At 60.6% G+C, this 15,335-nt stretch carries 14 protein-coding genes and 1 pseudogene; 5 read left to right on the forward strand and 10 right to left on the reverse strand.

All coding sequences use genetic code 11. The features are described 5' to 3' along the window. Positions 1 to 2: 2 nt before the first annotated feature. The 5 genes from paoC to CUJ84_RS09210 all read right to left on the reverse strand — a co-directional run bounded on the left by paoC (position 3) and on the right by CUJ84_RS09210 (position 5,203). Entirely contained in the window at positions 3 to 2,213 is a 2,211-nt protein-coding gene (gene paoC / locus CUJ84_RS09190; protein ID WP_105005944.1) for an aldehyde oxidoreductase molybdenum-binding subunit PaoC, read from the reverse strand. A gap of 253 nt (positions 2,214 to 2,466) precedes the next feature. Further along, on the reverse strand, positions 2,467 to 3,450 hold the full coding sequence (locus tag CUJ84_RS09195) for an amidohydrolase family protein (RefSeq protein ID WP_105005945.1): 984 nt from the start codon (positions 3,448 to 3,450) through the stop codon (positions 2,467 to 2,469). 16 nt (positions 3,451 to 3,466) lie between these two features. Beyond that, complete coding sequence (locus CUJ84_RS09200) at positions 3,467 to 4,156, reverse strand: type 1 glutamine amidotransferase domain-containing protein (RefSeq protein WP_029875230.1); 690 nt, start codon at positions 4,154 to 4,156, stop codon at positions 3,467 to 3,469. Between the two features lie 148 nt (positions 4,157 to 4,304). Next, positions 4,305 to 4,604, reverse strand: coding sequence for a superoxide dismutase (locus CUJ84_RS09205; protein WP_105005946.1), 300 nt, complete (start codon positions 4,602 to 4,604; stop codon positions 4,305 to 4,307). A gap of 29 nt (positions 4,605 to 4,633) precedes the next feature. Further along, positions 4,634 to 5,203, reverse strand: a complete 570-nt coding sequence (locus CUJ84_RS09210; protein ID WP_105005947.1) for a flavodoxin family protein — start codon at positions 5,201 to 5,203, stop codon at positions 4,634 to 4,636. 210 nt (positions 5,204 to 5,413) lie between these two features. Here CUJ84_RS09210 and CUJ84_RS09215 point away from each other — a divergent pair, with 210 nt between their 5' ends. Further along, positions 5,414 to 6,319: a LysR family transcriptional regulator gene (locus CUJ84_RS09215; RefSeq protein ID WP_105008133.1), complete on the forward strand. Its 906-nt coding sequence runs from the start codon at positions 5,414 to 5,416 to the stop codon at positions 6,317 to 6,319. A gap of 83 nt (positions 6,320 to 6,402) precedes the next feature. Here the strand turns inward: CUJ84_RS09215 and CUJ84_RS09220 are convergent, their stop codons facing one another. The 4 genes from CUJ84_RS09220 to CUJ84_RS09235 form a co-directional block, all read right to left on the reverse strand. Further along, on the reverse strand, positions 6,403 to 7,296 hold the full coding sequence (locus tag CUJ84_RS09220) for a LysR family transcriptional regulator (protein ID WP_105005948.1): 894 nt from the start codon (positions 7,294 to 7,296) through the stop codon (positions 6,403 to 6,405). A 114-nt stretch (positions 7,297 to 7,410) separates the two neighbouring features. After that, positions 7,411 to 8,205: a carboxymuconolactone decarboxylase family protein gene (locus CUJ84_RS09225; protein ID WP_105005949.1), complete on the reverse strand. Its 795-nt coding sequence runs from the start codon at positions 8,203 to 8,205 to the stop codon at positions 7,411 to 7,413. 135 nt (positions 8,206 to 8,340) lie between these two features. Continuing rightward, on the reverse strand, positions 8,341 to 9,324 hold the full coding sequence (locus tag CUJ84_RS09230; protein ID WP_105005950.1) for an aldo/keto reductase: 984 nt from the start codon (positions 9,322 to 9,324) through the stop codon (positions 8,341 to 8,343). A gap of 65 nt (positions 9,325 to 9,389) precedes the next feature. Beyond that, entirely contained in the window at positions 9,390 to 9,770 is a 381-nt protein-coding gene (locus CUJ84_RS09235) for a DUF2255 family protein (RefSeq protein ID WP_105005951.1), read from the reverse strand. A gap of 479 nt (positions 9,771 to 10,249) precedes the next feature. Here CUJ84_RS09235 and CUJ84_RS09240 point away from each other — a divergent pair, with 479 nt between their 5' ends. The 4 genes and pseudogenes from CUJ84_RS09240 to CUJ84_RS38675 form a co-directional block, all read left to right on the forward strand. Continuing rightward, on the forward strand, positions 10,250 to 10,990 hold the full coding sequence (locus CUJ84_RS09240; RefSeq protein WP_105005952.1) for an SDR family oxidoreductase: 741 nt from the start codon (positions 10,250 to 10,252) through the stop codon (positions 10,988 to 10,990). 342 nt (positions 10,991 to 11,332) lie between these two features. Then, entirely contained in the window at positions 11,333 to 12,265 is a 933-nt protein-coding gene (locus tag CUJ84_RS09245; RefSeq protein ID WP_105008134.1) for an NAD(P)-dependent alcohol dehydrogenase, read from the forward strand. Next, a complete protein-coding gene (locus CUJ84_RS09250; RefSeq protein WP_105005953.1) occupies positions 12,262 to 12,969 on the forward strand; it encodes a helix-turn-helix transcriptional regulator in 708 nt (235 codons plus the stop codon). Before CUJ84_RS09245 ends, CUJ84_RS09250 begins: the two co-directional genes overlap by 4 nt. A 90-nt stretch (positions 12,970 to 13,059) precedes the next feature. Then, positions 13,060 to 13,416: pseudogene (locus tag CUJ84_RS38675) on the forward strand (methyltransferase family protein); the annotation flags it as partial. A 273-nt stretch (positions 13,417 to 13,689) separates the two neighbouring features. Here CUJ84_RS38675 and tnpC read toward each other — a convergent pair. After that, the gene (gene tnpC, locus CUJ84_RS09260) at positions 13,690 to 15,309 is read right to left on the reverse strand and encodes an IS66 family transposase (RefSeq protein WP_105005954.1); all 1,620 of its coding nucleotides are present in this window, start codon (positions 15,307 to 15,309) and stop codon (positions 13,690 to 13,692) included. Positions 15,310 to 15,335: the final 26 nt, after the last annotated feature.

Here is a 15,335-nt window from a genome sequence, read left to right on the forward strand (position 1 = left end):
TATCACTCGCGATGAGGCAACCGGTCGATAAACTTCTCCAGTGTGATCGGATATTGCCGCACCCGCACGCCGGTTGCATTGTAGACCGCATTTGCGACGGCCGGCGCGACACCGGTCAGCCCCAGTTCCCCGACGCCTTTCGCTTTCACCGGCGATATCGCTGGATCTACTTCGTCGAGGAACACGGCCTCAAGATGAGGGATGTCGGCGTGGACCGGAACCTCGTAGCCGGCGAGATCATGATTGACGAAGAAGCCGGATCTCTTATCGACTACCATCTCTTCCATCAGGGCCGCCCCGATCCCCATCGTCATCCCGCCGATCACCTGGCTGCGCGCGGTCTTGGAGTTGAGGATGCGGCCGGCGGCGCATACTGCGAGCATGCGGCGAACGCGGATTTCGCCGGTGTAGACGTCGACGCCGACCTCGGAAAAATGCGCCCCGAAGGTCTGGATCGCGAAGCGCTTCGCCAGATCGCCGAATTCCATGGTGTCCTCGGCGACGAGATCGCCGTCGGCGGCAGCACTAGCGAGCAGCGCGCTTCGATTTCCGGAACGAACCTCACCGTCGACGAACTCTGCCTCTGCGGCGTTGAAGCCTAGACGCTGGGCGACCACCGCCCGCAGCTTCGTGCAGGCGGCATAGACGCCTGCAGTGACCGAAGGCGCGCCCTGCTGTCCTCCAGATCCCGGCGTTTCCGGAAAGCTCGAATCCCCGAGCTTTGCCACCACGCGCTCGATCGGCAAACCCATCATCTCGGCCGCCGTCTGCTGCACGATCGTATAGCTGCCGGTGCCAAGGTCCGTCATGTCGGTCTCGACCGTCAACATGCCCTGGCGATCGAGACGCACCCGCGCTCCGGCCTTTGAAATCGGTGCCCCGCGGATCGCACCCGCCATGCCGATGCCGATCAACCAGTCACCATCGCGGACTTGACCTGTCTCAGTTTTGCGCATGCTCCATCCGAAGCGTTCGGCGCCCGTGCGCAGGCATTCAACGAAGGGACGCGAGGAAAAAGGCCGATCGGCATTTTCCGGGTCCACCTGGGTATCGTTCAGGATGCGGAACTCGACCGGATCCATGCCGAGCTTCTCGGCCATCTCATCCATGGCGATCTCGAGCGCCATCAAACCGGGTGCCTCTCCCGGCGCACGCATGGCATTGCCCTCGGCCAGGTCGAGCGTCGCCAGTCGGACAGCTGTCATCCGGTTCGCCCCGGCGTAGAGCGACCGTGTCGAAAGGGTGGTCGGCTCGGTGCGGCCGCCGGCGAGATTGCCCGACCAGCTCTCATGACCGACCGCCGTCAGCCTGCCGTCGCGCGAGGCGCCGAGCCGGATTCGTTGGATCGTCTTCGGCCGATGGATCGTATTGTTGAACATTATCGGACGTTGAAGCGCGATCTTCACCGGTCGCCGCACCATTCGCGCGGCAACGGCCGCCAGCACCAGATCTGACTGCACCGTGCCCTTGCCGCCGAAGCCGCCGCCGATGAAGGGTGAGATCAGCCGAACGTTTTCGTGCGGAATGCCGAGAATGAGTCCGAGATCGCGGGTTCCCCAATTCATCTGCTGAATTGAGGTCCAACACGTCACCCGATCGCCATCCCAGGTCGCGATCGTCGCATGCGGCTCCATCATTGCATGCGCCTGGTCGGGAACAGTATAGGTCTCGTCAACCTTCACCTCCGCGGCTGCGAAAGCCTGGTCGAAGTCTCCGACCTGCGTCTCTGTCGGTCCACCAAACTCCATCTGCGGTGCAACCGGCGCGCTGTCCAGTTGCTCGGCGAGATCGAATCGGCCCGGGCTGCGCGCATAGTCGACGCGGATCATCGAGGAAGCCGCGCGTGCCTGTTCGAAGGTTTCGGCCACCACGACTGCAACAGGCTGATGGTAGTGATCGACATCGGGGGCAGCCAACATGCGCTGGACATAGAATTTTCCGACACCAAGCGGACCGGCATTGCGGTGAGTAATGATGGCCAGCACGCCGGGCGCGGCCTCGGCGCGCCGAGTGTCGATCGATGAGATCCGGCCCTTGGCAATTGCCGCGCCAAGGATATAGCCGTAGGCGGCGTTTGGTGCGACGTTGTGATATTCGTAGGCGTAAGTCGCCGTCCCAGTCGTCTTGAGCTCTGCCTCGAAGCGGTTGTGAGGCTGGCCGACAACGGTCATCCGGTCAATCGGGTTCGGTCCTGCAGGTGTGTCGAACTTCATGGATCAGCCCTCGCTTGCGCTTTCACGTCGCTGAGCGTCCGCTCCACCAACAACAGCTTGAACGGGTTCTTGACTCGCGGCTCCGCGCCTTCAGCAGTCCGTCAGCCGGTATAGTCGATGCTGGGACTCGTGCTCAGGCGCGAAGCAGTGGATCGCTCACGTGAGTAAATGGGTCACGCATCGGAAAGGATTACCGGCTCCAAATTGCAAGACCTTATGACTCTGCCTCACGAACGGGAGGTTCCTGCCGAGATCAGGCGAGCAAGCGGCCTGCGGTGAGGCGCTCCCAGTTCGCATGCGCGAACTTTGCCTTTTTGGCCGCATCGAGCTCCAGATCTTCGACAAATCGCCGCGCATCGCCTCCGGGGCGATACTGGTATGGGTAGTCTGTCGAGAACAGGATGCGGTCCACGCCGACCGCATCGATCGCCTGCCGCAAATAGGCGGGGCTGAACATGCCGCTGGCCGTCAGATAGAGATTGTTGCGGACATAGTCGAGGAATGGCCGCTGGAGTTTGGACACCCGATCCAGCATGACGAGCCGCTCGAGATAAAACAGCACCAGCTCACCCCAGTGCCCGAGGATGACCTGGAGGTTCGGGTGACGGTCAAAGACGCCGCCCAGGATCAGACGCACGAACTGGATGCCTGCCTCGAAATGCCATCCGAGGGCAAACGTGGACAGGGCGAGATCGATGGGGGCGTCGAAGCCCGCATAATAGGTGTCGCGAATGCTCGTCTGCGGGATCTGCGGGTGAATCAGAAGTGGGACATTGAGCTCCGCTGCGCTGGCGAATGTCGGCTCGAAGATCATATGATCGAGATTCTTGTCGCCGACCCGGCCGAACAGAACGGCACCTTTGCAGCCGAGTTCCTCGACGGCTCGCCGCAGCTCTCGCGCCGCCTCGTCCGGTTGCGCAAAGGAGAGAGCCGCCATCGCCTGGAAGCGGGATGGGTGAGCTGAAACAGCGCCGGCCAGAATGTCATTGGCGCGACGAGCAAGATCGACGCCGTGACGGCCGAGATTGTTGAGACCCGGAGTCGTCAACGAGAGAACCTGCACATCGACGCCGGTCTCGTCCATCAGAGCCAGCCGCTGCTCTCCAAGATCCGCCAGCCGTTCGCCGAGCAGACCCGGATTGAGCCCAAGCGTTCCGTCGTCGGCGCCGGGTATCGTGTCCCACCCATGCTTCACCTCATCGGGCAGGACATGCTCTTCGATTGCGATGATCTTCATTGGTGAATTCCTTCGGTCAGGACTTCTGGGTGAGTTGATCGACGATCGCCTGGCCGACGCCGTGTGCAGAAGCCGGGTTCTGGCCTGTGATCAGACGGCCATCAACCACCACCTTCTCCGTCCAGTTCGGCGCCGGCTGATGCAGCGCGCCTCGCTCCTTGAGGGTCGTCGCCAGCAGATAGGGCACGACCTCGGTGTACTTGACCTCCGCCTCTTCCTCGTCCGTGAAGGCGGCGAGCTTCTTGCCCGCGACCAAATGGCTGCCGTCCGAGAGCGTTGCGTTCACCAATGCAGCGGGGCCGTGGCAGACCGCCGAGACGATGCCGCCGGTTTCGTAGATATCGCGGATGACGCGTTGCACAGCCGGGCTGTCGGCAAAATCCCACATCGTGCCGTGGCCGCCGGCGAAGAAGACTGCGGAGTAGCGGGAGGGATCGAGTTCGTCGAGGATGAGCGAGTGGGCGAGCGCATCGCGGAACTCGCGGTCCTTCCAGAAGCGAGCGTTGACCGGATCGGTGAGGTCGAAGAAGTCGATCGGCGGATGGCCGCCCCGGATCGAGGCGATCTCGGTCGGGATGCCGGCCGCGCGGAAAACGTCGAGCGGATGCGTGAGTTCGACCATCGCAAAGCCGGTCGGCTCGCCGGTGTCGCCTCTGATCGGATGGCTGGTGACCACGCAAAGGATAGGCTTGATGTTATTTGCCATTGTCTTGGCTCCTCAGGAATTGAGCGAGGCCATGTCGACGACGATGCGGAGTTCATATCGCTCTTCAACATACGCTCGTAGGCTCTGCTGCGCCCGCCGAATTCGCGATCGGGCGCAAAGTGTTCCGTTGTATCGCGGACAAGGATTCTCAGGCGTTGCCGGGCGCAAACAGCGCTTCCCAGTTGAGGAAGGGGCCAAGCGGGATGACCTCCCAGTCGAGAAGCCCGGCCTTGGCCAGCGGGAATTCGCTCAGGGCCTGCTTGGCGGCTTCGACCGATTCGCATTCGGCGATGATGGCGACACCCGGACGATCCTGGCGGAAATAGATGTCGCGGATGATGCCGCCCTTGTACATCTGCCAGGCGTGTCGGGCTTCATCCGACATATGCGGCTGGTACTTTTCCAGGCTGGCGTCGGGTTGGGGAATATCGAGGCAAAGCAGTTTCATGGCAGGATTCCTTGGTTGGAAAAGATGGATCAGGCGGGTTGAAACCGGCGCACGGTCTCGGCGACGCGATGACCGAGATAGCCCGCGGTCTTAAGGTCGCTCCCGGCAGGCGTGACATCCGGCGCCTGATCAATGTTCGATTGGGTCATGACGCCAAGCCAGCTCCCGAGCCGGTTGAGGTCGTCTGTGCTGCCTGTGCTGCTGCTGTTGCCCGGCATCAGATCGAGACCGACCCAGATCATGCCGTGTTGCGCGGCAAACAGCGCCATCGATACGAGCGAGTTCAGCTTGTCGCCGTGCTGGGCTCCGGAGTTGGTGAAACCGGCAGCGATCTTGTTGCGCCACTTCAGCTCCGACCAGGCCGCTTTGGTGGAGTCCTCGAAGAACTGCTTGAGCTTGGCGCTGATGAGGCCGTTATAGGTCGGCGACCCGAAGATAATGGCGTCGCTGCGTTCCAGCGCGTACCAGTCCATCGCGCCATCCGCGACGGCGACCAGTTTCGCCTCGATTCCTTCCACTTCCCGTACGCCTTCGGCAACCGCCTCGGCGACACGCGCGGTATGGCCGTAGCCGCTGTCATAGACGATGGATACCAGCAATTGCCGTCCTTCCGTTGATGAGATAGCGCGCGAACGGCGGGCGATGTTTTGCCATATGTCCGGCTTGCTTAGGTCGCGGTTGCCACGAAATACCGTTTGCTTGGCCGGCCTTATATCGTAGAATACAGTTGACGATTAGAAATCGTTTTTCTCTTCTTTGGTTCCTGAGGTTCTCCAATCGAAGGGCCGCTCTTCGCGAGGATCCGCTTGGTGAGAGACAGGTTTGATGGAGTGCAAGTCTTTGTCGAGGCGGTCGAGACGGGCGGCTTTGCCAAAGCTGCCGAGCGATTGTCGTTGACGCGCTCCGCGGTCGGTAAGGCCATCGCGCGTCTCGAGGAGCGCCTGGGCGTCCGGTTGTTTCACAGGACCACGCGGACGCAGAGCCTGACCGAGGATGGTCAGCAATATTACGAGCGCTGTGTGCGTGCGATCGAGGAATTGCGCGCGGGCGAATCTCTCCTGGAATCCGGCCGGCGCGAGGTCGTCGGCAGGTTGCGCGTGTCGCTGCCCGTCTTGTTTGGGCGCTACTGCGCCGCGCCCATCCTGCGTGCCTATGCGCGCCAGCACGAAAAGCTTGAACTCGAACTCAGCTTCAGTGACCGCCGGATCGATTTGATCGCCGACGGCTTCGACCTGGCGGTGCGCAATGGCGTTCTAGGCAACGGAACCGCGCTCCACGCGCGGCGACTGGCCAGCCCACGCAAGGCGCTATGCGCCTCTCCAGCCTATCTTGCCGCACGAGGGGAGCCGCGTTCTCTGTCGGATCTGTCAGAACATGACACGCTGGTATTCTGGCGCAACGATCATGGCCTGATTTGGCAGCTTCCCGATGCGACCGGTGCTCTCATCGACCTGTCGGTCACGTCAAGACTGCGCTTTGACGATCTCGAAGTGATCGCCGATGCCGCCGTCGACGGCATGGGCCTGGCTTGGCTTCCCTACTGGCTGATCCATGACCGCGTGCAGGCAGGCGAATTGGTCGAACTCTGGACCGATCGGCCGAGGGCGGCGATGGAATGCTACGCCGTCTGGCCAACCACCCAATATCTGCCGTTGCGGTCGCGACTGGCGATCGATGCGCTTGCCACCGAATTGCCGAAGCGTTTCGTCGTCTGAAGCGGATCCCTTTGCGCTTTATTTCCCGCAGGAGCCGCGCAACGGTGCAAGAAAGCGGCTCGCCACTCTGTCGTCGCAGCCGCTCACGTTGAATAACGCAACGCGTTCACGAGAAGGGAAAAGGCGGGCGAAGACTGGCGTCGGCTTGGGTAGTAGAGATGGAAGCCCTCCCAATAGGGCGAAAAATCTTCCAGAAACCGGTGGAGGCGACCGGTTCCGAGATGGAGCTTGGCGATATCTTCGGGGACATAGGCAAAGCCGAAGCCGTCGAGAGCCGCCTCAAGAACGTTGTAGATCGTGTTGAAGACCAGCTGTCCGTCCACCCGAACCCTGATCTCGCGGCCGTTCTCTTCGAACTCCCAGGCATAAAGACCGCCATAGGTGGGCAGGCGCAGATTGATGCACCTGTGCTGCATGAGGTCCTTCGGATGTCTTGGAATATCGCGTGAGGCAAAATAGGATTCTGCGGCGACGACCGCGAAGCGAACATCCGGCCCGATCCTCACCGAGATCATGTCTTTGGCGATCTGTTCGCCGAAGCGCACGCCCGCGTCGTAGCCTTCGCTGACGATGTCCTGCAGACCGTAGTTCACGTCCAGTTCGAGCCTGATGTCGGGATATTGTTGGAGAAAGGTTCGAAGCTTCGGCCATATGTAGCACTGGATCTGGTAGTCGCCGGCGGTCAGCCGGACGGTTCCAGCCGGCTGGTCCCGAAGAATGTTGAGCCCATCGAGCGCAGATCCGATCTCGTCAAAAAGCGGACCGATGCTCTGCAGCATCCGTTCGCCTGCCTCGGTCGGTGAGACGCTGCGCGTCGTCCTTGTCAGCAGCCGCACGCCCAGCCGCTGCTCGAGCTGACGGAGCGTATGGCTCAGCGCCGACTGCGAGACGCCGAACTTGGCGGCGGCTTTGGTGAAACTACGCTCCCTCGCAACCACCAGGAACACCATCAGGTCGTTGATATTCTGTCGCTCCAATGATGATTCCTCCTCATAGACCGACGCCCATCATAAACGCCTGCCTATGAAATGTAGCAATCAACCCTGAAGCAGCAAGCACGCCGGACCCCTTTGTTGCTGCAGGCTGGTGCTTCACTTCGCCCGGCTGCGCAGCACCTCTCCGACAACCGACGATGCAGAAAAGGTGTTCGGCCAGCCGGCGTAGAAGGCCGTATGGGCAAGGACCTCGCCGGCTTCGTCGGCGGTCAGGCCGTTATCCATGGCGCGGTTGAGGTGATAGGTGATCTGAGCGCTCTGGCCCGATGCGATCAGCGAACTGACCGTCACGAGGCTGCGGTCTCGCGGTGCAAGGCCCGGCCGTTGCCAGAGATCGAGGAACAGCGGGTCGGTCGTGAACTGCACAAGCCCCGGAGAGATCGGACCGACATTCTTTTCGACGCCGGTGGCGCGTTGGCGCTCGGCTTCCTCGTTGAGCGGCAGCAGTTGCGGAGAGGCCGCAGGCAACTGGTCGGCCGTGATGCCCCGGTCTTTGAAGACGTCCTTGGTCGCGGCGACTGCCGACATCGCGTTCGACCAGCCCGAGTAGAAAGCCAGATGCGTGATGATCTCGGAGACCTCCGTCGAGGTCACCCCGCTATCGAGAGCGACGTCGACGTAGTGCTTCAGATCGATTGCCTGGTTTCGGGCGATTAGCACGGCCAGAGTGACGATGCTGCGATCGCGACGTGACAGTTGCGGCCGCTGCCACAGGTTTCCGAGCACGTCCTCTTCAGCGTATCGGCCAAGAGCCGGCGATACGGACTGGATATCGCTGACCGACAATGATGAAGCACTTGCCGGCATGGCTCCGCCTCCACTTCCTTCCTGGGCCATGACAGGCTCGCCCATCGTGAGCGAGATTGCCGTGGCGGCCAAAATTCGTTTCATGATGATATCCTTCCAACTCGGTTGTTCCGGCATCGCCTGGAATGGGCCTGCAACGGCGCAACGACGAAAGCCGCAATGCGCCCGTCGTCAGCTTCGAAGCAGGTTGCTGTGGTATTGCTGCCGCAGAATGTGCCGCTAGAGACCGGATCGACGCAGCATTTCTTCGGGATAACGAGCTCCCTGAATGACGATGTTGGTCTGCTCGATCTCATCGAGATCGGCCTTGTCCAAGGTGACGTTCAGCGCCCCAATATTCTCCTCGAACCGTTCGAGCTTGCGGGTGCCGAACAGCGGAACAATCCAGGGCTTCTGCGCCAGCAGCCAGGCTAGCGCGACCTGCGCCGGCGTCGCACCATGCTTCTCGCCGATCTTGCCGGTCAACTCGACCAGCTTCAGGTTGGCAAGACGCGCTTCCTCGGAGAAGCGGGGGATTCCCGCTCGGATATCGGAACTGTCGAATGTGGTGTTGAGGTCGATCTTGCCGGTCAGAAATCCCTTGCCGAGAGGGCTGAAAGATACGAGCCCGATGCCGAGTTCCTCGAGCGTCGGAATGATTTCGGCCTCCGGCTCGCGGGTCCACAAGGAATATTCGCTTTGCAACGCGGCCACCGGCTGTACCGCATGCGCACGGCGTATCGATCGGGCACCGGCCTCGGACAGACCGAACCACCGCACCTTGCCCTCGGTGATCAGCTCCCTGACCGTCCCGGCCACATCTTCCATGGGCACGTCTGGATCGACCCGGTGCTGATAATAGAGGTCGATGTGATCGGTGCGCAGGCGCTTTAGGCTGCCCTCGATGGCGCGGCGGATCTGCGCCGGCTTGCTATTGACGCCACCGCGGTGCTCGCCCGTCTCCTGATCGATGTCCCAGCCGAATTTCGTGGCGATCTTGACCTTGTCGCGAACCGGAGCAAGCGCCTCGCCCACCATCTCCTCGTTCGTCCAGGGGCCGTAGACTTCAGCGGTGTCGAAGAAATCCATGCCGTGTTCGACAGCGGTGCGAAGCAGGTCGATCATCTCGGCCCGGTCGGGAAGCTCGCGGGCCTTGCCATAGCCCATGGCGCCCAGTGACAAAGCGGAGACCTCCAGGCCCTGGCCGAGTGTGCGCTTGATCATCTTGCGTCTCCTTGCTCGAGTTGGTTTGGGTGGCTAGCGATGACGCCATGCGGATCCGACCGCCGTCAGGCAGTTTCTTCGCGCGGTGTGATCCGAACAGTTGCCGCGCGTGCTCGGGCGCTGACCATTGGCGGTAGATACTGGCTCTTGCGGTATTTGGCGCGGTAGGCGTCGTCGATGCGATCGTTGATCGCGCCGTCCACAGGCTCGAAGGCGACCGTGCGCGTCATCCCGGCGGCAATGATCTGTCCGGCCTTCTGGTGGACCGCCGCCTGATACCATCGGGACTTCTGACCATGGTAGCCGCGTACATAGAGCCCGCCATCGACAACGACCTCCCAGATCCAGGTCGGGGTGCCATAGGTGGCGCCATCTTCGCGAAACGGTGCGATTTTCAGATCGTTGGCCTGATCGATTTTGCTAAGCTCGTCATCCGACCAGTTCATCGTCGCTCTCCGCTCAGTTTGGCTACAGTCGTGGTACCGCTTCCCGATCTCATGTTCTGAATATAGAGCGCGTACCCAACCATGATTAGGCGCCGCAAATCGCATGAACTTATGAGCGTGAATCATCAATGCAGGTCACGGGTGGAGGTTCGGCCTGCGACGCAGCCTTTTGCTCTTACGGCGCTCTGCTGGAAAGGTGGCTGAAACGCACATCCGTCATCAGCTCACGTCAACGAGCGGCGTAACCCGGTGGGAGGGAACATGGCGACTGATTGCGGTATGATCGGCATTCTGCTACGAACGGCCTGTCGAAAGAGTGCTGACCGGATGGTAGCCCGGTCGCCGTCTCAAGGGACGGCAATTCTCCCTCCAAGGGTATCCGCGACACCCGAGACCGGCTTGCCGGTCGCAAAGGTGTGTCCGCTGATAACCACGTCATCGTCGGCGCACCTTCTCAACTGTTGGAAGGATGGACGACCTTGAAGCTCACAGGAAACACAATTCTCATTACTGGCGGCGCAACCGGCATCGGTTTTGCGCTCGCGCGGCGCCTTTCCGAAAAGGGCAATAACGTCATCATTTGCGGCAGAAGCGAAGCCGCGCTCCGCAAGGCACAGGAGGACGTGCCTGCGCTGATCACGCGCATTTGCGACGTTGCCAACGGCGAGAGTCGCCATTCTATGGTCGAATGGCTGAAGGCGGAGCATCCGGCACTCAACGTCGTCGTCAACAACGCCGGCGTTCAGCATCGGCGCGATTTCAATACCGATCCGGCGATCGACACTCTCGATCAAGAAGTGGCGATCAATCTTACGGCGCCGATCCATCTGATCGCTGAACTGCTCGCTGCCTTGCGGCAGCAAGAACATGCGTTCATCATCAACGTCAGCTCGGGCCTCGCTTTTTCGCCGATGGCCGATGTGCCGGTCTATTGCGCCACGAAGGCCGCGATCCACTCCTTTACGCTCAGCCTGCGCCATCAGTTGAAATCCACAGCAATTCGGGTGATCGAGGTCGCGCCACCGATCGTCGATACCAGTCTGGGCGGTGGTACGCGCAGCGAAGGCACAGCAAGCCGCATGATGGTCTCCTCGGAAGAGTTCGCTGCCGATGCGCTGGCGCAGCTTGAAGCGGATAAGGATGAGATCCTCGTCGGCATCTCCGCCGACACACGCCGGATGGGTGAAGCCCTGTTCGAGCGCATGAACAGCCGCTCCTGATGGGTGTGGATTGCAGTGACCGGTCGCGGCAATCCCTCCCGGAGATCGCTGCTCGGCCGCTAGATCTCCAAGCGGACGACGTCACACCAACGATGGTGCCAGATTCTGGCACCGTGGTGGTCTAACCTGCATCGACGTGACGGAATTCAGGAAAGCCATGGTCATCAGACTTCGCGGCGACGCCGGAAATTGCCTCCGCGGATGTCCATGCGATCCCCAAGCATCCCCGTCAAACGCGGGCAGGGAGGTCGCCTAGTCATCGAGCCGCTGGCGCTGCCCGGGCTCGCGGCGGCTGCCACTGTCACAATCGTGCCTTCAGCAAAACAGGAAGAATGGCCCACCATGAAACGCATTCAATATCACCAGTACGGCGGCCCCGATCTGATGCGGCTCGAGGAGTTCGAACTGGCTTCGCCGGGTAAAGGACAAGTGGCGGTCAAGATCAAGTTCGCAGCGATCAATCCCATCGATTGGAAGCTGCGGGCGGGACGGATGAAGATCGTTACGGGAAGGGCTTTTCCTCGTGCAATGGGGATGGATATTTCCGGGACGGTCATTTCGGTCGGTGAAGGGGTGACGCGTTTCAAGACCGGCGATGCCGTGTTCGGTCTTGCCCGGTTCAAGGAGAGCGGCGCCCTGGGAGAGGCTGTCGTCACTAAGGACAGCTTCTTGGCCAAGAAGCCCGACACCGTTTCGTTTGAGGAGGCGGCTTGTCTCGGGACGCCTGGAGCCACTGCTTGGAACGGGCTGGTCGACAAAGCGAAGCTGACTGCCGGCGAGCACGTCTTCATCAATGGCTGTACCGGTGCGGTGGGCGAAGCGGCTGTGCAGATCGCGCAGATTCTGGGCGCAAAGGTCTCGGGCAGTTGCAGCGCGGTGGCGGCGGAACGGGCGCGGGCCCTCGGCGTTCAAACCGTGTTCGACTATCGGACAACTGATTTGTCGACGGTTCGCGAGCGTTTCGATGTGGTCTACGACACGGCTGCGACGATGACGGACGCCGTGGGGCTTGGGCTCTTGCGTCAGAATGGCCGGTTCGTCGACCTCAATCCCACGCCGGGAAAATTCATTCGGTCGATATTCAACCGAAAACTGAAGGTTGTGGTGTGCACACCGAGGTCCGAGATCCTCGATAGAATCGCTCGTGCCGCCATGGACGAAAATCTTCGCCTTCCGATCGCCGAGATCGTGCCCCTCGGCGAAGCGATTCCACTCATCACGGCTCTTGAGTCCGGACGGAAGCTCGCCGGAAAAGCCCTCGTCGTGATGGAGTGAGCGTGTCACGAAGCCATCGATTATTTGACCTGATGCAAGTTCTTCGTCGTCACCGCGGAACGGTGGCCGGCTTGACGCTTGCGCGCGAGCTCGGCGTTTCGCTGCGGACCATCCGTCGTGACATCGTGACGCTGCAGGCCATGGGCGCGGATATCGATGGAGAGCCCGGGGTCGGCTACATACTGCAGCCGGGCTTCCTTTTGCCGCCTCTGTCTTTCACGGAAGAAGAGATCCAGGCGCTTGTCGCTGGCGCGCAGTGGGTTAGTCGGCACACAGACGATGCTTTGGCGCACGCTGTTCAAAACGCGCTCGCAAAAATCGGCGGTGTGCTTCCCCCCGACCTGCGACGGGGCTTGGACGACAACACGTTCTTTGTTGGTCGTTCTGAAAAAGGTTCATCGGTGCTTGATCTGGCGCAGGTCAGGCGAGCGATGCGCGAGCAGCGAAAGATCCGCATCACGCACGCAGATCAAAGCGGGGCTGTGTCCGAAAGAAACATATGGCCAATCATGCTGGGATTCATTGATTCACAGCGATTTATCGCGGCTTGGTGCGAACTGCAGGGCGACTTTCGCATCTTCCAAGCTGACCACGTCATGACCGTCAGTTTCCTGGACGATCACTATCCGGGAAACCGCCGCCAACTCGTCAAGAAGTGGCGCGCTCAGGAAAAGCATCCCCGCAAACAGAGGGATTGCGGATAGCTGATTGTTGCCTCGGCCCCCGAATTCAACCTCGCTCTGCAGGCATGCCTGCAGAGCGTTTCGAAGACTTTATAGAGATCGGAAATAATGATGGCTTATACGACTTCCTCTGACCGCCCCTTCAAGCAGAAGCGGCGAATTTGGGCCTTTTGGGTGCTGACCGTTGCCTTTGTCACCTTCCAGCTTATCGCGCATCCGGGCTTCGGACCTGAAAGCCTTTTTCTCACACTGCTCGCTCAGTTGGGAACATTGTTGATCGCTTTTGGCATAATCGGACGAATCTGGTCGACCATCTATATTGGAGGTCGAAAGAATTCCGCGCTTGTGACTCAGGGACCCTATTCGATCACGCGCAACCCTCTTTATCTCTTTTCGCTCTGCATGATCAGCGGCGTCTGCCTGGTGTTTGGAAGTCTGCTTATCACCGCAATTTTCACGCTGCTCGCCTATCTTGTGTTCAGATATACGGCGAAGCGGGAGGCTGTATATTTGTCTCACCTCTTCGCTGAGCCATATGCGGAATACGCCCGGCGCACTCCGTTGTTCTGGCCCAATTTCTCCAATTTTGAGTGGGGGCAGGCTCCGGTGATTTCCAACCGGGCGCTGCTGGTGACATCAAGAGATTCTCTCTTCACCGTCGCCATGATCCCATTTTCCGAACTGGTCGAATACCTTCGAGAAAGCGGCTTTCTAGCCATGGCTATTATTGTTCGTAAGCGGTTAGCTGATGGCGTCAGGCCTGAAGTTCCATGGCATAAGCGCCTCGAGCTCGGATACTGGCCAGCCTTTAGCGATGCGGGTCAATGTCTGGGAGAGCCAGTCGAGCGGGTCAACATTGTTCATTTTGGCCGTCTGGAGAAGCGTGGCCAGCGTCGCCCATGTCCGTCCACCGCCCTCGCTACCGGCGAATAGACTGTTCTTCCTCGTGATCGTTTGGGGCCTGATTGCGCGCTCGACGATATTGGAGTCAATTTCGATCCGGCCGTCCGTCAGGAAGCGCTCCAGTGCTTCGCGCCGGGTGAGCGCGTAGCGGATAGCTTCGGCGGTCTTGGACTTGCCAGAGACCTTGCCCAGTTCCTTTTCCCAAAGATCGAAGAGGTTGGCGACGATGGTCACCGACTTCTTCTGACGCAGCGTGGAGCGGCTGTCGGCATCCCGACCGCGGGCCTCATCTTCGATGCCCCACAACTCGGTCATCGCGACGATCGTGTCCGTTGCGGCCTTGGAGACACCGCTGATGTGAAGATCGTAAAACTTGCGGCGAAGATGCGCCCAGCACCCTGCGAGCTGGATCGTTTCATTGCTGCCGGCTTTGGCACGCGTCTTGGCCAGACTGGTATAGGCCGAGTATCCGTCAACTTGCAGGATGCCGTTGAACCCGGAGAGATGATGCGCCACGCAATCTGCGCCCCTACTATCCTCAAACCGATAGGCCACCATCGGCGGACTGGTTCCACCAAAGGGTCTATCATCGCGAGCATAGGCCCAAAGCCAGGCTTTCGTCGTCTTGCCCGAACCCGGTGCGAGGGTAGGCAATGTCGTCTCGTCGGCGAAGACCCTGTCGCCCTCCTTGACGCGCTCAAGAATGTAGTCGGCGCATATCTGCAGTTCGAAGCCCAGATGCCCCATCCACTGGGCCATCAACGATCGGCTGATCTCGACACCGTCGCGTAGATAGATTGCCTCCTGCCGGTAAAGCGGAAGGCCGTCGGCGTATTTGGAGACGGCGATATAGGCGAGCAGCCGTTCTGTTGGCAGGCCACTTTCAATGATGTGTGCCGGTGCCAAAGCCTGGATCACGCCATCGTTGCCCCGGAAGGCATATTTGGGGCGACGCGTCACGATGACCCTGAACTGAGGCGGCACGACATCCAATCGTTCGGAGCGATCCTCACCGATCAGGACCTTTTCCAGCCCCTCGCAGCCGGCCGGGATCTCTGGCTCGATCACTTCCTCGATGCGTTCGAGATGAGCGGCAAAACCCTTGCGCGGACGTGGTGCTCGTTTCGGCTTGTCTTTGGCCGCGTAATCAAGCTCGCTCTGGATTGCCGAAAGGCCGGTCTCGACTTCCTCGAAGGCAAAGGACACCTGCTCGTCATTGACGCCAAGGCGCAGTCGCTCGGAACGGGTGCCGTGTTGGGTGCGCTGCAGAACCTTCAGGATCGATGTGAGGTTGGCAATCCGCTCGTTGGCACTCTTCTCCACCGCTTCCAACCGGGCGATCTCGGCTGCCGCGGTGACAAGCCGGGCTTCCTTCGCGGCCTGTTCGCGGGCCAGCGCAAGAACCATCGCTTTCAGCGCGTCAACGTCGTCCGGCAGGTCGTGAAGGGGCAAATCCATGGGAATGAGTAGAGCACAAAAACAGC

This window comes from Rhizobium leguminosarum (assembly GCF_002953715.1).
Classification (GTDB): Bacteria; Pseudomonadota; Alphaproteobacteria; order Rhizobiales; family Rhizobiaceae; genus Rhizobium; species Rhizobium leguminosarum_V.